Source organism: Allobosea eneae (assembly GCF_042657265.1).
In the GTDB taxonomy this organism is placed as follows: Bacteria; Pseudomonadota; Alphaproteobacteria; order Rhizobiales; family Beijerinckiaceae; genus Allobosea; species Allobosea eneae.
Window position 1 is genome coordinate 216,891 of sequence record NZ_JBHSLW010000009.1, and the last position, 18,505, is coordinate 235,395.

General features: G+C 66.5%; 21 protein-coding genes. 8 read left to right on the forward strand and 13 right to left on the reverse strand.

The genetic code is table 11. The features are described from left to right. Window positions 1–42: 42 nt before the first annotated feature. The 3 genes from ACFPOB_RS07320 to ACFPOB_RS07330 form a co-directional block, all read right to left on the reverse strand. Window positions 43–741 carry a P-loop NTPase family protein gene (locus ACFPOB_RS07320; protein ID WP_377797096.1) on the reverse strand — a complete coding sequence of 233 codons (699 nt, stop codon included), beginning with the start codon at window positions 739–741 and terminating at the stop codon, window positions 43–45. After that, entirely contained in the window at window positions 728–1,822 is a 1,095-nt protein-coding gene (locus ACFPOB_RS07325; RefSeq protein WP_377797098.1) for an AI-2E family transporter, read from the reverse strand. The genes ACFPOB_RS07320 and ACFPOB_RS07325 overlap by 14 nt, the downstream gene beginning before the upstream one ends. 69 nt (window positions 1,823–1,891) lie before the next feature. Next, window positions 1,892–2,422, reverse strand: a complete 531-nt coding sequence (locus ACFPOB_RS07330; protein ID WP_377797100.1) for a CDP-alcohol phosphatidyltransferase family protein — start codon at window positions 2,420–2,422, stop codon at window positions 1,892–1,894. A 135-nt stretch (window positions 2,423–2,557) separates the two neighbouring features. Here ACFPOB_RS07330 and purM point away from each other — a divergent pair, with 135 nt between their 5' ends. Together purM and purN are read left to right on the forward strand one after the other, a co-directional pair. Next, window positions 2,558–3,628, forward strand: coding sequence for a phosphoribosylformylglycinamidine cyclo-ligase (purM, locus tag ACFPOB_RS07335; RefSeq protein WP_377797102.1), 1,071 nt, complete (start codon window positions 2,558–2,560; stop codon window positions 3,626–3,628). A 14-nt stretch (window positions 3,629–3,642) separates the two neighbouring features. Beyond that, a complete protein-coding gene (gene purN / locus ACFPOB_RS07340) occupies window positions 3,643–4,245 on the forward strand; it encodes a phosphoribosylglycinamide formyltransferase (RefSeq protein ID WP_377797104.1) in 603 nt (200 codons plus the stop codon). A gap of 378 nt (window positions 4,246–4,623) precedes the next feature. Here purN and ACFPOB_RS07345 read toward each other — a convergent pair whose 3' ends face one another. After that, on the reverse strand, window positions 4,624–4,782 hold the full coding sequence (locus ACFPOB_RS07345; RefSeq protein WP_377797106.1) for a hypothetical protein: 159 nt from the start codon (window positions 4,780–4,782) through the stop codon (window positions 4,624–4,626). Window positions 4,783–4,791: 9 nt separating this feature from the next. Here ACFPOB_RS07345 and ACFPOB_RS07350 point away from each other — a divergent pair, with 9 nt between their 5' ends. Continuing rightward, window positions 4,792–5,799, forward strand: coding sequence for a tetratricopeptide repeat protein (locus tag ACFPOB_RS07350; RefSeq protein ID WP_377797108.1), 1,008 nt, complete (start codon window positions 4,792–4,794; stop codon window positions 5,797–5,799). A 26-nt stretch (window positions 5,800–5,825) separates the two neighbouring features. Here ACFPOB_RS07350 and ACFPOB_RS07355 read toward each other — a convergent pair whose 3' ends face one another. After that, window positions 5,826–6,572 (reverse strand): helix-turn-helix transcriptional regulator, encoded by a 747-nt coding sequence (locus ACFPOB_RS07355; RefSeq protein ID WP_377797110.1) that lies wholly within the window; start codon window positions 6,570–6,572, stop codon window positions 5,826–5,828. 120 nt (window positions 6,573–6,692) lie between these two features. On the opposite strand from ACFPOB_RS07355, the gene ACFPOB_RS07360 reads away from it, so the two are divergent. Next, complete coding sequence (locus tag ACFPOB_RS07360) at window positions 6,693–7,409, forward strand: glutathione S-transferase family protein (protein WP_377797111.1); 717 nt, start codon at window positions 6,693–6,695, stop codon at window positions 7,407–7,409. 12 nt (window positions 7,410–7,421) lie between these two features. On the opposite strand, the gene ACFPOB_RS07365 is transcribed toward ACFPOB_RS07360, so the two are convergent. Beyond that, a complete protein-coding gene (locus tag ACFPOB_RS07365; protein ID WP_377797113.1) occupies window positions 7,422–7,733 on the reverse strand; it encodes a hypothetical protein in 312 nt (103 codons plus the stop codon). Between the two features lie 171 nt (window positions 7,734–7,904). Beyond that, complete coding sequence (locus ACFPOB_RS07370) at window positions 7,905–9,995, reverse strand: molybdopterin-containing oxidoreductase family protein (RefSeq protein WP_377797115.1); 2,091 nt, start codon at window positions 9,993–9,995, stop codon at window positions 7,905–7,907. Window positions 9,996–10,221: 226 nt separating this feature from the next. On the opposite strand from ACFPOB_RS07370, the gene ACFPOB_RS07375 reads away from it, so the two are divergent. After that, window positions 10,222–11,046, forward strand: coding sequence for a MipA/OmpV family protein (locus ACFPOB_RS07375; RefSeq protein WP_377797117.1), 825 nt, complete (start codon window positions 10,222–10,224; stop codon window positions 11,044–11,046). A 75-nt stretch (window positions 11,047–11,121) separates the two neighbouring features. Here ACFPOB_RS07375 and ndk read toward each other — a convergent pair whose 3' ends face one another. Both ndk and ACFPOB_RS07385 read right to left on the reverse strand, forming a co-directional pair. Beyond that, window positions 11,122–11,544, reverse strand: coding sequence for a nucleoside-diphosphate kinase (gene ndk / locus ACFPOB_RS07380; RefSeq protein WP_057192434.1), 423 nt, complete (start codon window positions 11,542–11,544; stop codon window positions 11,122–11,124). Window positions 11,545–11,634: 90 nt separating this feature from the next. Beyond that, the gene (locus ACFPOB_RS07385) at window positions 11,635–11,904 is read right to left on the reverse strand and encodes a sel1 repeat family protein (RefSeq protein WP_377797119.1); all 270 of its coding nucleotides are present in this window, start codon (window positions 11,902–11,904) and stop codon (window positions 11,635–11,637) included. A gap of 362 nt (window positions 11,905–12,266) precedes the next feature. Here ACFPOB_RS07385 and ACFPOB_RS07390 point away from each other — a divergent pair, with 362 nt between their 5' ends. Further along, window positions 12,267–12,638: a DUF2147 domain-containing protein gene (locus ACFPOB_RS07390; RefSeq protein ID WP_377797121.1), complete on the forward strand. Its 372-nt coding sequence runs from the start codon at window positions 12,267–12,269 to the stop codon at window positions 12,636–12,638. Window positions 12,639–12,950: 312 nt separating this feature from the next. Here the strand turns inward: ACFPOB_RS07390 and ACFPOB_RS07395 are convergent, their stop codons facing one another. Next, a complete protein-coding gene (locus tag ACFPOB_RS07395; protein WP_377797123.1) occupies window positions 12,951–13,520 on the reverse strand; it encodes a TIGR00645 family protein in 570 nt (189 codons plus the stop codon). Window positions 13,521–13,731: 211 nt separating this feature from the next. On the opposite strand from ACFPOB_RS07395, the gene ACFPOB_RS07400 reads away from it, so the two are divergent. Together ACFPOB_RS07400 and xth are read left to right on the forward strand one after the other, a co-directional pair. Further along, window positions 13,732–14,184 carry a BA14K family protein gene (locus ACFPOB_RS07400; RefSeq protein WP_377797125.1) on the forward strand — a complete coding sequence of 151 codons (453 nt, stop codon included), beginning with the start codon at window positions 13,732–13,734 and terminating at the stop codon, window positions 14,182–14,184. Window positions 14,185–14,311: 127 nt separating this feature from the next. Continuing rightward, window positions 14,312–15,091, forward strand: coding sequence for an exodeoxyribonuclease III (gene xth, locus ACFPOB_RS07405; RefSeq protein WP_377797127.1), 780 nt, complete (start codon window positions 14,312–14,314; stop codon window positions 15,089–15,091). 13 nt (window positions 15,092–15,104) lie between these two features. Here the strand turns inward: xth and ACFPOB_RS07410 are convergent, their stop codons facing one another. The 3 genes from ACFPOB_RS07410 to ilvD all read right to left on the reverse strand — a co-directional run bounded on the left by ACFPOB_RS07410 (window position 15,105) and on the right by ilvD (window position 18,204). Continuing rightward, complete coding sequence (locus ACFPOB_RS07410; protein WP_377797128.1) at window positions 15,105–15,473, reverse strand: hypothetical protein; 369 nt, start codon at window positions 15,471–15,473, stop codon at window positions 15,105–15,107. A gap of 66 nt (window positions 15,474–15,539) precedes the next feature. Beyond that, the gene (locus ACFPOB_RS07415; protein WP_377797129.1) at window positions 15,540–16,487 is read right to left on the reverse strand and encodes a tetratricopeptide repeat protein; all 948 of its coding nucleotides are present in this window, start codon (window positions 16,485–16,487) and stop codon (window positions 15,540–15,542) included. Continuing rightward, window positions 16,474–18,204, reverse strand: coding sequence for a dihydroxy-acid dehydratase (gene ilvD / locus ACFPOB_RS07420; protein WP_377797131.1), 1,731 nt, complete (start codon window positions 18,202–18,204; stop codon window positions 16,474–16,476). The genes ACFPOB_RS07415 and ilvD overlap by 14 nt, the downstream gene beginning before the upstream one ends. Window positions 18,205–18,505 lie beyond the last annotated feature (301 nt).

Genomic DNA, 18,505 nt, shown 5'->3' on the forward strand with positions numbered 1-18,505 from the left:
GCGAAAGGCCGAAACCAAGATCGGCCAATGCGACCGTTCCCGTTACTCGTCCGGGAAAAGCGAGGCGACGACCTCGGTGGCCATGGCGCGGGTGACGCGCCGGCCGCGCTCGAGCGATAGCTTGTCGATAGCATCGACAAGATCGCGCGCCGCGGCGAAGGAGCGTTCCATCCGCAGCGCCAGCGCCTCGATCGTGCCGGTGTCGACGATGAGCTGGCGGTCGACGAAGAGCTTGACCAGAAGCGCGCGCAGCAGCGCATCGTCGGGCGGCGCGATCTCGGCCTGCGGCGCCAGGCGCAGGCGCGAAAGCAGGTCCGGCACCTTCAGGCCCCATTGTCCCGGCTCGGTCCGCGCCGTCAGCAGGACGGAGGCGCCGCGCGCCTTGGTGGCGTTGAGCAGATGGAACAGGGCCGGCTCATCGAGCGGAGCACGGTCGCAATCCTCGATCACCAGCGCGCCACCTGAAGCCAGATGCGGCACCTTGGCTTCGTCGAGCTCTTCCGCCGACAGCGTCCAGGCATGGGCGCGCGCCGCCCAGATCGCGGCGAGATGGGTCTTGCCCGCCCCTTCCGGGCCAACCAGCCGCAGCCAGGAGGCCGGCCAGCCCGGCCAGCTCTCGATCAGCCCATAGGCCTGCTCGTTGGAAGGGCCGACGAGGAAATCCTCGACGCCATGGCGAGCGTCGACCGGGAGGTCGAAGGCGAGCTGGCGAGGCTTCACCGGCGGCTCAAAGCTCGACATGGGTCTTGGTCGCTGGCGCGCTACGGCCGCGATAATATGGGCTGGCAAGGTATTGCCGTAGCAGGAAGCGGGCGAGCACGCCGATGACCGCCGCTAGCGGCACGGCGAGCAGCAGGCCGACGAAGCCGAAGAGCGAGCCGAAGGCCAACAGCGCGAACATCAGCCAGACCGGATGCACGCCGATGGAGTCGCCCACCAGCTTGGGCTGCAGGATGTTGCCTTCGATGAACTGGCCGGCGGCGAAGACGGCGAGCGTCAGTAGCGGCATCGTCCAGTCCGGCCAGAATTGGACGGTGGCGACGCCCACCGAGAGGACGAGCCCGGTCAGCGAGCCGACATAGGGGATGAAGGAGAGAAAACCGCTGATGATGCCGATCAGTGCGCCGAAATTGACACCGACCAGCGACAGGCCGATCGCATAGAAGGTTCCGAGCAGCAGGCAGACCAGCGCCTGACCGCGCAGGAAGCCGGCGATGGCGACGTCCATCTCGTGCAGCAGGCCGCGGATGGTGTCGCGGTGGTCGAGCGGCAGCCAGCCGTCGACGGTCCCGACCATGCGGTCCCAGTCGGCGAGCAGATAGAAGGCGATGACTGGCGTCAGCACCAGCAGAGAGAACACGCCGATGATCGCGGTGCCGCCCGACCAGAGCGATGCCAGCAAGCCGCCGGCCCATTTGGTCGCCTCGCCGACGAGATTGCCGAGCGAGCTTTGCGCATCCTCGGCGAGCTTGGCGCCGCCGAAGCGCTCGATCAGCGGCGCGCCGCGCTCCATGATCAGCGCCTGCAGCTTGGCGGCATCGCCCGGCAGACGCGCCACCAGCCCGGCGAGCTGCTGGCTGAGCAATGGTGCCAGCAGCACCGTTCCGATGATGAAGACGAGCAGGAACAGGCAGAGGATCGCGATCGTCGCGGTGAGCCGGCTGAGGCCCCAGCGCTCCAGCCGGTCGGCCAGCGGATCGAGCAGATAGGCCAGCGCCAGCGCCGCGATGAAGGGCAGCAGCACGTCCCGGAACAGCACCAGCGCGAGCACGAGAACGGCGAGGGCGAGCAGCCAGAAGAGCAGTTGACGCTGAAGACTCATGCACTCGCCTCTACGGAACCTATCGGCCCTGATTATGGTGATCCGCGCCGAACCATCCAAGGACCCGGCTCAGCCCGCCATATGCCGCAGCCAGAGCGCGAGGTAGGCGCCCATGGAGGCAAGCGTCAAGGCCGCAACCACGATCTGCGCCGCCGGCATGATCGCGGCGACGTCGATGCCAAGGGATTTCGAGCCGAGAACCAGCGCGGCGAAGACGAGCTGGGCGGCTGTATTGAGCTTGCTGACGACGATCGGCGCGATCGTCACCGGCTTTTCCATCAGCCAGGACAGGATCACGGCAGTGACGATCATCAGGTCGCGCGAGACGACGACGATGACCAGCCAGACCGGGATGATGCCGATGATGGCCAGGGTGATGTAGATCGAGACGATCAGCGCCTTGTCGGCGAGCGGGTCGAGATAGGCGCCGAGCTCGCTCTTCATGTCGAAACGCTTGGCGATGAAGCCGTCGATCGCATCGGAGATGCCAGCAGCAACGAAGAGGAAGAAGGCCTCGTCCCAGCGGCCGTTGACGATCATGACGATCACCAGGGGCACCAGGATCAGCCGGGCGATGGTGATGAGGTTTGGAAGCGTCATCGCGGGAGGCCTGCCGACGGATTCGCACCTCAGGGTAGAACATGGGTGGAAGAAGTGCGAAACGCTTTCGCGGAAGGGCTTGCCCCCCGCCCTGCCCTTGCCTATTCGCTCGCCTTAGCAAAGGAGCTGAAGCCGATGACGAAACCGGGCGCCAACGGGCTGACCTATGCGCAGGCGGGCGTCGACATCGATGCCGGCAACGCCATGGTCGACGCGATCAAGCCGCTGGTGCGCTCGACGCGCCGGCCGGGCGCCGACGCGGAGATCGGCGGCTTCGGCGGATTGTTCGACCTGAAGGCCGCCGGCTTCAGCGACCCGATCCTGGTCGCGGCCAATGACGGCGTCGGCACCAAGGTCAAGATCGCGATCGAGAGCGGCCGGCATTCGACCATCGGCATCGACCTCGTCGCCATGTGCGTCAACGACCTCGTCGTGCAGGGCGCCGAGCCGCTGCTCTTCCTCGACTATTACGCAACCGGCAAGCTCGACCCGAAGGCCGGCGTCGAGATCGTCCGCGGCATCGCCGAGGGCTGCCGCCAGGCCGGCTGCGCCCTGATCGGTGGCGAGACCGCCGAGATGCCGGGCATGTATGCCGGCAGCGACTACGATCTCGCCGGCTTCGCCGTTGGCGCCGCCGAGCGCGGCACGCTGCTGCCGCGCGCCGATGTCGTCGCGGGCGACGTCGTCCTCGGCCTGCCTTCCTCCGGCGTGCATTCCAACGGCTATTCGCTGGTGCGCCGCATCGTCGCCCTCTCGGGCCTCGGCTGGGAGGGGCCCGCCCCCTTCGCGCCGGAGCAGACGCTGGCCGAAGCGCTGCTGGAGCCGACCCGGATCTATGTGAAGAGCCTGCTGCAGGCGCTGAAGGCCGCGCCCGGCATCAAGGCGCTTGCCCACATCACCGGCGGCGGCTTCCCCGACAACATCCCGCGCGTGCTGCCCGACGATCTCGGCGTCGCGATCGACCTGCCGGCGATCGCCGTGCCGCCGGTGTTCGGCTGGCTCGCAAAGGTCGGCGGCGTCGCCGAGCGCGAGATGCTGCGCACCTTCAACTGCGGTATCGGCATGATCGTCGTCGCCGAAGCCGCCCAGGCCGATGCCGTGATGGCGGCGCTGACCGAGGCCGGCGAGAAGCCGGTGAAGCTCGGCGAAGTCACGGCGCGCGGTGCCGAGGAAGCCGTCACCTATCGCGGGAAGCTCGCCCTGTGAGCACGGCAAGGCGGGTGCGGACCGCGATTCTGATCTCCGGGCGCGGCTCGAACATGGTCGCACTGATCGAGGCGGCCAAGGCTGCCGATTTCCCGGCCGAGATCGTACTGGTCGCCGCCAACCGGCCGGATGCCGGCGGGCTGGAACGGGCGGCGGCGGCCGGCATCGCCACGGCCAGCGTCGATCACCGCCCCTTCGGCAAAGACCGCGAAGCCTTCGAGCGGGCCCTCGAAGCCGAGCTGCAGGCCCATGGGATCGAGCTCGTCGTGCTCGCCGGCTTCATGCGGGTGCTGACCCCCTGGTTCGTGACACGCTGGCAGGGCCGGATGATCAACATCCATCCCTCGCTGCTGCCCGATTTCCGCGGCACGCACACCCATGCCCGCGCGCTCGAAGCTGGCGTCGCCGAGCATGGCTGCACCGTGCATTTCGTCGTGCCCGAGCTCGACGCCGGCCCGACCATCCTGCAAGCCAAGGTGCCGGTCCTGCCCGGCGACGACGAGGCGAGCCTGTCGGCGCGCGTGCTGGAGCAGGAGCACAGGATCTACCCGCAGGCGCTGGCGCTGGTGGCATCGGGAGCGATCAGGCTGGAAGACGGAGTGGCGGTCGGCGCCTAGAGGTCCGTTATCGTCCGATTAATGTGAGCTGGGCGGATAGAGCCCATCTCACCGCTCCGCCGCTAACTATCCCGGCAAAGTCGCCTCGACAGCCGGCATCTGGCGAGGCAATCACCGCAACCGAGCGTTGAATCGGGGGCTGGCTTCGTAATGTTTCGTTGGATTTCCATCGGATTGTTGCTCGGCGGGGTCGGATTCGCACTGTGGGCGCCAGTCTCAAACTATGTCAGCGCGGTGTTGGCGTACGGTTCTCCCGGCGGCTCGGCCTCCGCGGACACTGCGAATGTGCGCAGCTGCGATGCACTCGCCAGTGACCCGGATGACCCTGAGAGAGTTCGCGCGGTCCCGGACATAGCGAGCGCCATAGGCCGAGCATTTTCACATCGCGATGATCACGCCATCGTCGCCTGCCGGGCGGCCGTCGATGAACGGCCGGATCTTCGCCGGCTGCCCTATCAGCTCGGTCGTGCCTATGAGCGCGCGCGGCGCCGTGAAGAGGCACTCGCTGCCTATCGACTGGCGGCTGAAGCAGGTCATGTCGCGGCTATGGTCAAGGCCGGCAAGTCGCTACGGCAGGGCTTCGACGGGCTGGAGGACCGACAGGAGGCTCGGCGCTGGTTCGAGAAGGGCGCACAGGCCGGCAATCCGGAGGCGATGTATTTCTTCGCCCTCATGCTCGACAGGAGCCAGGGAGGTCCGCGAGACCTGCCGCAGGCGCGGCAATGGTACGAGCAGGCCGCGAAAGCCGGGTATGCCTGGGCGATGTACGACTTCGCCCGGATGCTGGAGGGTGGACTCGGCTGCCCTTCAAGCTTGCCGGATGCACGGCATTGGTATGACGCCGCAGCGAAGGCCGGTAACGACGACGCGATGTATCATTCGGCCCGACTGCTCGAGAGCGGACTGGGCGGGCCGCAGAGCGAAGTGGAAGCCCGGCGCTGGCTCGAAAAGGCCGCGCAGGAGGGCGAACGAAGCGTGATGCTTCAGTTCGACCGCATCAAAAGCCCGGACATGCCCCGCGACCTGCCAAGTGCCCGGCGCTGGCTTGCCGAACTCTTCAAGGATACCGCTCCCGAGGCCATGAACAACTTTGCCGTCATGCTGGCCCAAGGGCGCGGCGGGCCGCAGGACCGGCCCCAAGCCCGGCTCTGGTTCGAGCGCAGCGCCCAGGCCGGCCATTCGGGCGCGATGAACAATCTGGCCGACATGCTGCGCATGGGCGCCGGCGGGCCCGAGGACCTGCCGCAGGCGCGGCGCTGGTACGAAGCGGGCGCGCTGGCCGGCGAGGTCCGGGCGATGAGTAATTTCGGCGCCATGCTGGAAGGCGGCCTGGGCGGACCGACGGACCTGCCGGAAGCGCGGCGCTGGTTCGAGAAGGCTGCGCAAGGCGGCGAAAGGACCGCGATGTACAATCTCGGCATCATGCTGGAGAAGGGCCATGGCGGCGCTCAGGACCTGCCGCAGGCCCGGCGCTGGTACGAACAGGCTGCGCAGGCCGGCGTTGTACAGGCGGCGGAAAGCCTGCGCGCCTTGAACGAACGGAAAGACCCATAAGGCACGTGTTGACGGGTGTCTGCCCGCTATTGCACCGTCACCGCCTCTCCCTGCAGCGTCTGCTGCTCCATCGCCCGCCTCGCCGCAGCCTCCTGCTCCTCCTTCTGCCAGCGCCGGAACAGATCGGCGCGGCGGGCCGGGTAGCGCTCCTCGCGGGCGGTGAGCTCGGCGATCCGGTCGGTGCGGAAATGCCGGAAGGCCTGCCGAAGCTCGCACCAGGCGATGACGACGCGGACCCGGTCGAAGAAGGTCATGCCGATCGGCCAGATCATCCGCCGCGATTCGGCCCCGGCCTCGTCGCGATAGGCGATGTCGAGCTTGCGGCCATTGCGGATCGCGGCGCGGATGGCAGCAGCGTCGACCTGGTCGACAACAGCCGAATCCTTGCAATAGGCCGGCGCGAACAGGGCGCCGTCGAGCAGGATCGGGCGTAAGTGCGGGGGCAGCACCGCCGCAACCTTGGCGACGACGTCCTCGGCGGCGCGCGCCAGTGTCGGATCGGCACGCTCGGCGAGCCAGCGCATGCCGACCAGCACCGCCTCGATCTCGTCGGGCGAGAACATCAGCGGCGGCAGGTCGAAGCCGGCATCGAGGACATAGCCGATGCCGGCCTCGCCGCGCACCGGCACGCCCTGGCGCAGCAAGGCGGCGATGTCGCGATAGACGGTGCGGACGGAGACATCGAGCTCGGAGGCGAGCGTCTCGGCCGTGACGGGGCGACGCCGGCGGCGCAACCCCTGAATCAGATCGAGCAAGCGTTCAGCGCGCTGCATGGCGTAGTTCCGCTGATAGGAAGATGGCGTAAGCTTATCCTGCTCTACTCGCACTGACATTAATTGTCAGGAGCGTGGCAGCAGCATGCTGCATACTGAAGGCATCGTCCGGGAGGAAACATGCTGGAGCTTCACGTCTTCGGTCCGGCCTTCGGTCAGCCCGACCCCAGTCCGTTCTGCATGAAGGGCATCATCCTGATGGAGATGTCCGGCCTGCCCTATCGACCTGTGCGCGGCAATCTGCAGAAGGCACCGAAGGGCAAATTCCCGGTGTTGCGCGACGGCGACAAGACCATTCCCGACACCACCTTCATCCGCATGCATCTGGAGCAGGCGCACGGGATCGACTTCGACAAGGGCCTGTCGGCCGAGCAGCGTGGCATCGCCTGGGCCGTCGAAAAAATGCTCGAGGACCACATGTACTGGCTGGTGGTGCAGGAGCGCTGGGTCAATCCTGCCAATTTCGACCGCGGACCGCGCCGCTTCTTCGACGCCGTGCCGGCCCCGTTGCGGCCGCTGGTGGTCGCGATGATCAAACGCCGGATCAGCCGCAATCTGCACGGCCACGGCATCGGTCGCCACAGCGACGCCGAGCGGCTGGAGCTGGCGCGCCGGGCCTTGGATGCGCTCGCCGGAATCCTGGGCGGCAAACCCTACCTGACCGGGCCCGATCCATCCGGGGCCGATGCGACGCTCGGCGCCTTCATGATCGCCGGGCTCTGCGAGGTCTTCGACTCGCCGCTACGCGAGGCGCTGCAGGAGCACCCCAACCTCGTCGCCTATGCCGGCCGGATGCGCGAGCGCTATTTCAAGGACGAGAAAGCTAAGGCGGCCTGAGCCGCCTTCCCGTCAGGGCCGCTTCAACTTGCAGCGGTCGATGAAGTCGTAGCCCTTCTCGCGGGCCGAGTCGTTGAAGTAGCCGGTGTCGCGGAAGGCCTGGAGCTCGTCCTTGGTCATGGCGTTGACCGTACCCTTGGCGTAGCAGCTGCACGGGCTGTGCACTGCCTCGCGGGTCGTGTTCATCAGGCGCGACTGGGTGACCAGGCAAGCGTCGAAGGCGCGCAGCTGGATCATGTAGGGGGTCAGGTTCTTCGCCGTCGGATCGGGGGGCGGCAGTGCGCTCGTGCTGCCAGCGGCGAGCGCCGCACCGGCCGAAACCAACAGGGACAATCCAGCGGCCCACACGACCGCACCAACCCGCCGCTTGATCATTGTTCGCACTGTCCGTTTCCGCGGCTTCAGCCCGGGAGATCCGAATCTCCCCTGACAGGCCATGCCGTCGCCCGGGCGCGGATGGTCCATAGCGCCAGCGAAAAAGCAATGACGCAAAGGTCACACCGCCTTGCGAATCCAGACCTTATTGTCGTGGAAAGCGGCACCGCCATAAGGCGCGGGCGAATCTGCGCCGGTGATGGTGTTGATGCCGCGGTCGCCGCGATGGGCGCCGTTCGGCCAGATCGATTCGGCGATGACGACGCCGCGCACCAGACCGTCGAACAGCACCGCGTCGAGCTCGACCGTGCCGCGCCGATTGCCCACGATGACGTGATCGCCCGCAGCGATGCCGAGTCCCGCCGCATCGTCCGGATGCAGCATCAGCGTCGGCGCGCCCTCTTTCTTCTGGGAAGTCGGCGTCTCGGTGAAGCTGGAGTTCAGGAAATTGCGGGCCGGGCTCGTGGCGAGCCGGAACGGATGCTCGTCATCGGCCTGCTCGATCACCGCCCAGTGATCCGGCAGCGCAGGCAGCGTCTCGTGCGGGCCGACGAGACCGGCATTGCTGTTCGGGACCTTGGTCCAGTCCGGCTTGAAGCGGAACCTGCCGTCGCGCCAGCCGAAGCCCTTGAGATAATGCGCTGTCTCGAAATCCGGCTGGATGTCGATGAAATCATTGGCGATCAGCTCTTCCAGCGTGCCGCGGCCGGTCTCCTGCAAGGTCCAGTCGACGATCTCGCGCGGGGTCATCGTGAAGCCGCGATGCTCGGCGCCGAGGCGCTGTGCCAAAGCGCAGATCACCTCATGGTTCGAGCGGCATTCGCCCGGCGGCTCGACGAGCTTGCCGCCCCACATGATGTGCTGGTGGCCGCCGCCCTGATAGAGGTCGTCATGCTCCATGAACTGCGTCGCCGGCAGCACGATGTCGGCCATCTGCGCCGTTTCGGTCATGAACTGCTCGTGCACGACGGTGAAGAGATCCTCGCGGGCGAAGCCGCGCTTCACCAGTTCCTGCTCCGGCGCAACCGTGACCGGATTGGTGTTTTGGATGAACAGAGCCCTGACCGGCCCACCCTGGCGCAAGGCGTCGGCATCGCCGGTGAGCACGCGGCCGATCTGCGACTGGTCGAGCTGGCGTACGTTGCGGTCGATCTTGTCGAGCCCCTCGATCAGGCCCTTGCGCCATTTGTAGATGCCGCTGTTGGAATGGAAGGCGCCACCGCCTTCATACTGCCAGGCGCCGGTCACGGTCGGGATGCAGGAGGCGGCGTGGATGTTGACCGCGCCGTTGCGCTGACGGGCGAAGCCATAGCCGAGCCGGAAGAAGCTCCTCTTGCGGGTGCCGACGAGCGTGGCGAATTCCTCGATCTCGGCGACGCTGAGGCCGGTGATCGCCGCCGCCCATTCAGGCGTGCGGCTGGCGAGATGGGCTTCGAGCTCGTCGGGCGCATCGGCGAAGCGGGCGAGATAGTCGCTGTCGGCATGGCCGTCGCGGAAGAGCACATGCATGACGGCGCAGGCGAGCGCACCGTCTGTGCCGGGCTTCAGCACGAGCGGCAGATCAGCCTGGTCGAGCGTGGCGTTGCGGTAGATGTCGATCGCGACGATCTTGGCACCACGCTCCTTCCGCGCCTTGACGGCATGGTGCATGACATTGACCTGGGTGTGCACCGGGTTGGTGCCCCAGATCACCACGCAATCCGATTTCGCCATCTCGCGCGGGTCGGGCCCGGCGAGCTTGCCGGTGCCGGCGATGAAGCCGGTCCACGCGGTGGTGGTGCAGATCGTCGAGTACTGGCCGGAATAGCGCTTGGCATGACGCAGGCGGTTGATGCCGTCGCGCATCACGAGGCCCATGGTCCCGGCATAGTAATAGGGCCAGACCGCCTCGGTGCCGTGCTCGGCTTCGATCGCCAGGAAGCGCTCGGCGATTTCGTCCAGCGCCTCGTCCCAGGAAATGCGCTCGAAGGCGCCGGAGCCCTTCGGCCCGGTGCGGCGCAAGGGGTGCAGCAGCCGGTCAGGATGATGGATGCGCTCGGCGTAGCGGGCGACCTTCGCGCAGATCACGCCATCGGTGTAGCTCTGGCGCTTGTTGCCACGGACTCGGCCGATGGTCTTGCCGTCGATGACCTCGACTTCGAGCGAGCAGGCCGAAGGGCAATCATGCGGGCAGACCGAGGGCTGGCGCGCGATACGGGGAAGCTCTGTCATGCTCCCTTCCTAGAACAGGTCCAGGGTCGGCGGAAGCGCGGCTCTTGCATCACCCCGCTGCGGCAGGCCAAGGTGCCGGCATCCGGCGGCTGGGGATTCGGCCGGGCCATCAGCCATACGCGCAGCGATGTCGCAGGCGGCTGCTCGTCAACTCCGGGTTAAGACTAATGATTCAGTTTGGCCGCATCCGAGTAGTCCAAGGCGCCATGGCGCCGGAGTTCTGACGATGCGTTGCGTTGCGTTCCTTGCCGGCCTTGCGGCCGCCTGCCTTTCCCTGGCGCTGACCGCCCCGGCGAAGGCACAGTCCTCCCAATATGCGCAATACACCTCGCCCGAGCAGGTGCAGAACTGGCACCTGACGCTGGGCGCCGGCCTGCGCTACCAGCCGGACTACTCCGGATCGAACGATTACGTCTTCCGGCCGCGGCCGATCATCTCGCTGGGGCGCGGCACCAAGAGCACCTGGTGGACCTCCGAGGACGACGCGATCAGCATCGGCTTCTTCTCAGGCCAGGCCTGGCGCGTCGGCTTTTCCGGCAACCTGCTCTGGCAGCGCAAGGCCGATACCAATGTCGCCCTGCGCATCACGGGCGTGCCGGACACCAAATTCGGCGCCGAGGCCGGCGCCTTCGTCGAGTTCTACCCGACCTCCTGGCTGCGCACCCGCGTCGACCTGCGCCGCGGCATCGTCGCACATGATGCGCTGGTCGCGGAGGCCAAGGTGGATGTCTTCCAGCGCATCGGCGCCTGGTCGCTCGGCATCGGACCGCGCATGACCATCGTTGGCGCCGACTATGTCCGCACCTATTTCGGCGGCACTGCCGCCGGCACCGGCGGCCTGCTGCAGCGCTACAATGCCGGCGTCCACTCCGTCGGCGCGATCGCTCAGGCAACCTATCACTGGTCCGACAAGCTGCAGACCACCGCCTATGTCGAGTATAAGCACTTGATGGGCGACGCGGCCAAGACGCCGATCGTCAAGACCTATGGCGACCGCGACTCCATCACCTTCGGCCTCTCGGCCAGCTACGCCTTCGACCTCGGGTTCTGAGGCGCTTCAACCTGGCAAAGAAAAAGGGCGGGTCCGGCGGACCCGCCCTTCTCATTCTCAGGACACGAAATCGGCTCAGCCGACGATCTCGTTACCGGCGAAGAACTGCGCGATTTCGATCGCGGCGGTCTCCGGAGCGTCCGAGCCGTGCACGGTGTTCTCGCCGACCGATTGGGCGAAGAGCTTGCGGACGGTGCCCTCGGCGGCGTTGGCCGGGTTGGTGGCGCCCATCACCTCACGATATTTGGCGATCGCGTCCTCGCCTTCGAGGACCTGCACGACGACCGGGCCGGAGGTCATGAACTCGACGAGCTCGCCGAAGAAGGGACGCTCCTTGTGGACGGCGTAGAAGGTCTGCGCCTGCGCCGTGGTCATCTGGATGCGCTTCTGCGCGACGATGCGCAGGCCGGCCTTCTCGATGACCGCGTTGACCGCGCCGGTGAGATTGCGCTTCGTCGCGTCGGGCTTGAGAATGGAGAAGGTACGCTGGACAGCCATCGTTGTGATCCTTGCGGGAAAATCGGGAATGCGGCGCGCTTATAGCGGCGCCCTCCCCGAGCCACAAGGCTGCGACGGCCGGTTTGCGCTTCAGTGCCGGGTCAGGAAGCGGCGCGCCTCGCGCAGGGCCTCGGCGACCTCGTCGCGGCTCATTTCCAGCGCCAGCTCGGCGCGGTGAGCGGCGGCACGGGCGCAGCCCTTGGCGAAGGCGACGTTGAACCAGGTCTGCGCCGCAACCAGATCGACCGGGCCGGTGCGGCCGCAGGCGTGCATCAGGCCGAGCTCGTAATAGGCGTCGGCAGACGCTTCCATCGGGATCGCCAGCGAGGCCGGGATCGCGCTCATCTCCATGCGTGCCATGACAAACTCTCCCTGTTGTCCTGCGATGCCGGCCGCCTTGAGGGCGCGGCTTGTGAGGAGAGGTTCGGGCCGGGCGGTAAAACAACCCGCTAAAGTTTGAGATGAATCGAAGCTCAACGAGACGCAAACGAGCGGTTAAAGCAAGATTTGATTCAGGCTTGCGCGCTGAATTCAGCAATGATTTCAATCGACTCTGAATCCGAAGCCAGCGAGCGCGTCAACCGGGGATTCACCTTGCCCCAAGGTCAGCGCGCCGACCGGGCGTTGATGAAGAGCGGTCTTGGAAGCTGGCGCCGCTTCAGATATGGTTTATATCTGAACCATCTGAGCGACAGAGATCGCCAGCAACGAGGAGGAACGCCATGGCTATTCGCCTGATCACTGCCGCCGGCCTGCTGCTTGCCGTCGCCGTCCCCGCTTCGGCCCAGGACGTTACCGGTACCTGGCTGCGCGACACCGGCGCCTCCAAGGTGCGCTTCACCAAATGCGGCGAGGCGATCTGCGGCACCATCTCCTGGCTCAAGGAGGCCGGCGGCCCGGCCAAGGTCGGCCAGCGCATCTTCTACGACATGAAGCCGTCCGGCGCCGGCAAATGGAACGGCAGCGCCTTCAACCCAGAGGACGGCAAGACCTATTCCGGCACGATGTCGCTCGCGGGCGAAACGCTGACGACCGCGGGTTGCGTCTTCGGCGGCATGATCTGCCGCTCGGTGAAGTGGTCGCGCAGCAACTGATCTAACTCACTGCGAGCTCCGTCATTCCCTCATCGTCGGGCTTCTCCCGACCGACGGGTGCCGAAGCGCCGGCAGAGCTCGCGCCGTCCTGCTGCGCCGGATGCACGAACTTCCGCCGCATCTCGCCGATCGGCACCTTCTGCTATGGCAGGGACGATCCTCCAAAGAGCATCGTCCCGCTCATCGGACCGTGCCGGCCATGTCAGCGAAAACCGGTCGGCAATCGCTCGCGAACAACTATTTTTGGCGAGCGTGACAGCCCGAAGTCGCTCTAGCGAGCCGGGCTCTTCGATTCGCAGTGCCCGGCAAGCCTCAATGCCCCTTGCTGGGGCCGCCGAGCGTCATCTTGTCGACCCAGGCGATGCCGATCGCCGAAGCGATGAAGATCGAGTGGATCAGCGTCTGCAGCAATACACCCGTTGTGGTGTAGTTCGTCGCCGTCGGTCCGCCGATATTGCCGGCCTCGATGAACGTCCGCAGCGGGTGGATCGACGAGATGCCAATGATCGCCATCGCCAGCTTGATCTTGAGGATCGAGGCGTTGACGTGGCTGAGCCATTCCGGCTGGTCGGGATGTCCCTGCAGGCGCAGGCGCGAGACGAAGGTCTCATAGCCGCCGACGATCACCATGATCAGCAGGTTCGAGATCATCACCACGTCGATCAGGCCGAGCACAACCAGCATGATCTGCTGCTCGCTGAAGTCGAAGGCGTGGGTGACGAGATGCCAGAGTTCCTTCAGGAACAGGAAAACGTAGACGCACTGCGCCACGATCAGGCCGAGATAAAGCGGCACTTGCAGCCAGCGCGAGGCGAAGATCACCATCGGCAGCGGCTTCAGGCGTCCGGTGGGAAGGTCGGCGGGGTCGACGGGCTGCGACATGGAGCTCCCAGATGGATTGTGCGTTGCGGAAACGTCCGCCAAATGGGGCCTGCCGCAGCGGCGTGCAAGCCGAAAAATGCAAGGAGGCGATCGAAGTCGTTGAAATTTCGCCGCGTTTTGCGTCTACTTCTGCAGGCACGGTGACTGTGTTCGGGTAGCCGATGAATTCGCCCGAAAAATCCTCCCAGCCGGGAGGGACAAGGAGTTCGAGATGATCAGGACGACGTTGATCGCCGCCGCCCTCGCTGGTGGTTTTGCTCTCGCTACACCGGTTGTCGCTGCTCCGCTCGCACCGGCGCAGGCCGCCGTTGCGACCGCCAGTGCGCCGAACCTGGTCGAGCAGGTGCAGTATCGTCGCTATTACGGCGGGCCCCGCTACGGGTATCGCGGCGGCTATTACGGCCGGGGCTATCGCTACAACCGCGGCGCAGCCGTTGGTGCAGGCATCGCCGCCGGTGCGCTCGGCGCCCTGGCTGCCGGCGCCCTGCTCGCCCCCGGGCCGGTCTATGCCGCGCCGCCGCCGCCCGTCTATGTCGCGCCCGCCCCGGTCTATGCCGAGCCGGACGCCGAGGCGATCGCCTATTGCTCGCGCCGCTTCCGCAGCTATGACCCGTCGACCGGTACCTACATCGCCACCGGCGGCGTGGTCCGCGCCTGCCCGTAAAGGCCGTCGCAGGCTGAGCTCTTCGAACCTCCCGGCCCCGGCCGGGAGGTTTTTTCTGACCGCTGCTGACTTGCATTGACGGCCCGGCCGTCTCTTAGTCTCCGCTCGCCTGAATCGGAGCCGGCCCTTGCGCATCGCCACCTGGAACGTCAATTCGATCCGTCAGCGGCTCGGCCACGTCCTCGCCTTCCTGAAGGAAGCCGAGCCCGATGCGCTCTGCCTGCAGGAGCTGAAATGCGTCGACGCCGATTTCCCGCGCGCCGAGATCGAGGAAGCCGGCTGGCAGGTCGCGATCCACGGCCAGAAGGGCTTCAACGGCGTCGCCATCATCTCGCGCAGCAAGCTTGAGGATGTCCGCCGCGGCTTGCCGGGCGATGAGAGCGACGAGCAGGCGCGCTATCTCGAAGGCGTGCTGCCGCTAGGCTCCGGCGTGGTACGCCTCGCCTCGATCTATCTGCCCAACGGCAACCCGCCGAACACCGAGAAATACCCCTACAAGCTCGCCTGGATGGAGCGCCTTGCGGTCCACGCCAAGGGTCTGCTGGCGCATGAGGAGCCGCTGGTGCTGGCCGGCGACTACAACGTCATTCCCGAGCCGCGCGACGCCCGCGATCCCGCCGCCTGGACCGGCGATGCGCTGTTCTTAGCCCCGACCCGCACAGCCTTCCGCAAGTTGCAGAGCCTCGGCTTCACCGAAGCGCTGCGCGCCTCCACTGATGCCCCCGGCCTCTACACCTTCTGGGATTATCAGGCCGGCGCCTGGCAGCGGAACAACGGCATCCGCATCGACCATCTGCTGCTCTCGCCACAGGCCGCCGACAGGCTCGGCGCCGTCTCGATCGCCAAGCATGTCCGCGGCTGGGACAAGGCCTCGGACCATGTCCCGGTGCTGATCGAGCTGAACTGAGGCCTCGGCACATCTATTCCGGCGAGCCGCGCCTGACGCCACCCTTGATGAAGACGCGGAACGGCGTCGTGCCGCTCGCGCTGCCGTCGGCCGAACGCCAACGGCCCTTGCTGCAAAGCACACCGCCTTGCGTCTCGACAGCCTCGAACTCGATCAGGTTGTGATAGGTCGTTCCATTCGGCTCGACGGCACGGAACTTTGTCGTGCATTTGCCATCGGCGACGATCGGATCGTAATCGTGGATCATGATGCCGCCGCCGCCCGTGCTCGGGAACGGGTCCGTCAGCGGGGGCCAGTCTTCAAAGCGCTCCTGGGCGCCGGCGCCGTGAAAGGCGAGCGCGGCACAGACCGCGATGAAGCTGAAGAAGGCGGCGTCGCGCATGGCGAGAACTCCGAGGTCAGACACCTCGGCTACGCCGCCATGCCAAAGCTGGATGCAGCCAGTCCCTTAGCGCCGCTCGGCGCGGACGTGCTGGCGTTCAACCAGAGCCAAAGCGGCCGTGCGGTCGCTCGCGCTCGCACTAGCGAAAGCGGCATCGTAGCGCTCGACGATCCAGCCCTCGCGGGCGGCATCGGCGCCCTCGCGGGCCAGCGCCAGCCACATCAGCCCAATGATCGGGTGGCGCGGCACGCCGTCGCCGCCGCGCAGCAGCATGTCGCCGAAGACGGCCCGCGCCGGGGCATGGCCTTTCTCGGCTGCGAGCTTCATCCAGCGCGCCGCCTGGCGCGGATCGCGCGACACGCCGGTGCCGTTGAGATAGAGCCGGGCGAGATTGTACTGGCCGTCCGGGTCGCCGAAATACGAGGCGGCGTAATGGAACATGTCGAAGGCGCGGTCGGGATTGGGCTTCACATAGCTGCCCTTGATCCCGTCGAGGAAATAGCCGCCGAGCGCAACGAAGGCGGCCGCGACGATGCGCCCGTCAGAGGTGCCGGGAATCCTGTCGGCATTCTCGTCAGCGATCTTCGAGAAATACTCGAAGGCCTTGAGATCATTGGTTGGAACGCCGTCGCCGCTGGCATAGACGCGGCCGAGCTTGAACTGCGCGGCGAGATGGCCCTGCGCAGCGGCATATTCGAGGGCCTTGACGGCACCGGCCTGATCGCCGGCCGTGGAATCGCGCATCCAGGCCTTCAGCGCATCGCGGGCGCTGCTGAACGGGGCGATCGGCAAGGCGGTATGGGCGGCCGGCCCGCTCGGCGCCGGCGCGATCGCGCCACGGCTGAGCGGCACGGGCGCAGCGCGGCTCTCCACTTCCGGCTCCGGCAGGGCGGCGCCGGGAATCGGGAGCGGCGGCAGCGGCACACGCTCTACGGACGCATTCTGCGCCCAGGCTGCCTGCTGGCAGCCCAGAGCAAGCAACGCTCCGGCAATGATGGCCTCAGATATCCGCATAGCACTGTGTCTCGGCTGCGCCTCCCGGATGGGTGACGGCGCCGCCCTTGGCGGATCCAACCGTCTGCGCGTATTTCCAAAGCGCGCCCGACCGATAGTCCGTCTGGCGCGGCGTCCAGTCCTTACGACGCGCTTCAAGTTCGGCATCAGAAAGGCGGACTGCGAGCTTTCCTGTGATGGCGTCGAGCTCAATGATGTCGCCATCCTTGAGCAGGCCGATCGGCCCGCCGACGGCGGCCTCGGGACCGACATGGCCGACGCAGAAACCGCGGGTCGCGCCGGAGAATCGACCGTCGGTGATCAGCGCAACCTTGTCGCCCATGCCCTGGCCGTAAAGCGCCGCAGTGGTCGAGAGCATCTCGCGCATGCCGGGGCCGCCCTTGGGGCCCTCATAGCGGATCACCAGCACGTCGCCGACCTGGTAGTCGCGGTTGGAGACGGCCTTGAAGGCATCCTCCTCGCAATCGAAGCAGCGCGCCGGACCGGTAAAGACCAGGCTTTCGGTCGGCATGCCGGCGATCTTCACGATCGCGCCCTCGGGAGCGAGGTTGCCTTCGAGACCGACGACGCCGCCGGTCTGCGTGATCGGCTTGTTTGCCGGGTAGACCACATCCTGCTGGTCATTCCATTTCACCGAGGCGAGGTTCTCGGCGATGGTGCGGCCGGTCACGGTCATGCAGTCGCCGTGCAGATAGCCGTGGTCGAGCAGCGTCTTCATCAAAAGCGGGATGCCGCCGACCTCGAACATGTCCTTGGCGACGTATTTTCCGCCCGGCTTCAGATCGGCGACGTAGGGCGTCTTCTTGAAGATCTCAGCGACGGCGAACAGGTCGAAGTCGATGCCGCACTCATGTGCGATCGCCGGCAAATGCAGCGCCGCATTGGTCGAGCCGCCCGAGGCCGCGACGACCATCGCGGCATTCTCAAGCGCCTCGCGGGTGACGATGTCGCGCGGCCGGATGTTCCGGGCGATCAGCTCCATCACCATCTCGCCGGCGGTGTAGCAGAAGGTGTCGCGCACGTCGTAGGGCGCCGGCGCGCCGCAGCTATAGGGCAGCGCCAAGCCGATCGCCTCGGCGACCGTCGCCATGGTGTTGGCGGTGAACTGGGCGCCGCAGGAGCCGGAGGACGGGCAGGCGACCTCCTCGAGCTCCTTCAGGTCCTCGTCCGACATGGCGCCGACCGAATGCTTGCCGACCGCCTCGAACACGTCCTGGACGGTGACGGGGCGGCCCTTGAAATTGCCGGGCAGGATCGAGCCGCCATAGATGAAGATCGAGGGCACGTTGAGGCGCACCATCGCCATCATCATGCCGGGCAGCGACTTGTCGCAACCGGCGAGGCCGACCAGCGCATCATAGCAATGGCCGCGCATGGTGAGCTCGACCGAGTCGGCGATGACCTCGCGCGAGGCCAGCGACGACTTCATGCCCTGGTGGCCCATGGCAATGCCGTCGGTCACGGTGATCGTGCAGAACTCGCGCGGCGTGCCATTGGCGGAGGCGACGCCCTTCTTCACGGCCTGGGCCTGGCGCATCAGGGCGATGTTGCAGGGCGCGGCCTCGTTCCAGCAGGAGGCGACGCCGACGAAGGGCTGCGCGATCTGCTTCGCGGTCATGCCCATCGCGTAATAATAGGAACGATGCGGCGCACGGGCCGGCCCGACACTGACGTGCCGGCTGGGCAGCTTCGACTTATCGAATACGCGCGCGTCCATTCAAACTCTGTCCCGCCACCCCACCTGACGGGCGCCAGATGTGCCACGCCGCCGCCCGCTGGTGCAATCATCCGCCCCTGAACGAGCTACGAAGCACTTTCTGCTCCACAGCCTGCCCCAAGGGGCTTAATTCTTCCGTATCTCAGATAGTTACTGAAGTTCGCAGCTGGGGCCGCTTTGTGGCGGCTTCGCGGCAATCATGGCAGCCCGCCCGTGCAGCGCTGCAATAGCTGCCGATGTGGTAGAAATGTCACGAATTTTAGCGGTCGCGATCGGATGAATGGCACGCCCCACCGCAACC

Coding starts and splice junctions, on each gene's coding strand:
- ACFPOB_RS07320 (WP_377797096.1), bottom strand. CDS start 741: ATGTCGAGCTTTGAGCCGCCGGTGAAGCCTCGCCAGCTCGCCTTCGAC.
- ACFPOB_RS07325 (WP_377797098.1), bottom strand. CDS start 1,822: ATGAGTCTTCAGCGTCAACTGCTCTTCTGGCTGCTCGCCCTCGCCGTT.
- ACFPOB_RS07330 (WP_377797100.1), bottom strand. CDS start 2,422: ATGACGCTTCCAAACCTCATCACCATCGCCCGGCTGATCCTGGTGCCC.
- purM (WP_377797102.1), top strand. CDS start 2,558: ATGACGAAACCGGGCGCCAACGGGCTGACCTATGCGCAGGCGGGCGTC.
- ACFPOB_RS07345 (WP_377797106.1), bottom strand. CDS start 4,782: ATGACCTGCTTCAGCCGCCAGTCGATAGGCAGCGAGTGCCTCTTCACG.
- ACFPOB_RS07350 (WP_377797108.1), top strand. CDS start 4,792: ATGGTCAAGGCCGGCAAGTCGCTACGGCAGGGCTTCGACGGGCTGGAG.
- ACFPOB_RS07355 (WP_377797110.1), bottom strand. CDS start 6,572: ATGCAGCGCGCTGAACGCTTGCTCGATCTGATTCAGGGGTTGCGCCGC.
- ACFPOB_RS07360 (WP_377797111.1), top strand. CDS start 6,693: ATGCTGGAGCTTCACGTCTTCGGTCCGGCCTTCGGTCAGCCCGACCCC.
- ACFPOB_RS07370 (WP_377797115.1), bottom strand. CDS start 9,995: ATGACAGAGCTTCCCCGTATCGCGCGCCAGCCCTCGGTCTGCCCGCAT.
- ACFPOB_RS07375 (WP_377797117.1), top strand. CDS start 10,222: ATGCGTTGCGTTGCGTTCCTTGCCGGCCTTGCGGCCGCCTGCCTTTCC.
- ndk (WP_057192434.1), bottom strand. CDS start 11,544: ATGGCTGTCCAGCGTACCTTCTCCATTCTCAAGCCCGACGCGACGAAG.
- ACFPOB_RS07385 (WP_377797119.1), bottom strand. CDS start 11,904: ATGGCACGCATGGAGATGAGCGCGATCCCGGCCTCGCTGGCGATCCCG.
- ACFPOB_RS07390 (WP_377797121.1), top strand. CDS start 12,267: ATGGCTATTCGCCTGATCACTGCCGCCGGCCTGCTGCTTGCCGTCGCC.
- ACFPOB_RS07395 (WP_377797123.1), bottom strand. CDS start 13,520: ATGTCGCAGCCCGTCGACCCCGCCGACCTTCCCACCGGACGCCTGAAG.
- ACFPOB_RS07400 (WP_377797125.1), top strand. CDS start 13,732: ATGATCAGGACGACGTTGATCGCCGCCGCCCTCGCTGGTGGTTTTGCT.
- ACFPOB_RS07410 (WP_377797128.1), bottom strand. CDS start 15,473: ATGCGCGACGCCGCCTTCTTCAGCTTCATCGCGGTCTGTGCCGCGCTC.
- ACFPOB_RS07415 (WP_377797129.1), bottom strand. CDS start 16,487: ATGCGGATATCTGAGGCCATCATTGCCGGAGCGTTGCTTGCTCTGGGC.
- ilvD (WP_377797131.1), bottom strand. CDS start 18,204: ATGGACGCGCGCGTATTCGATAAGTCGAAGCTGCCCAGCCGGCACGTC.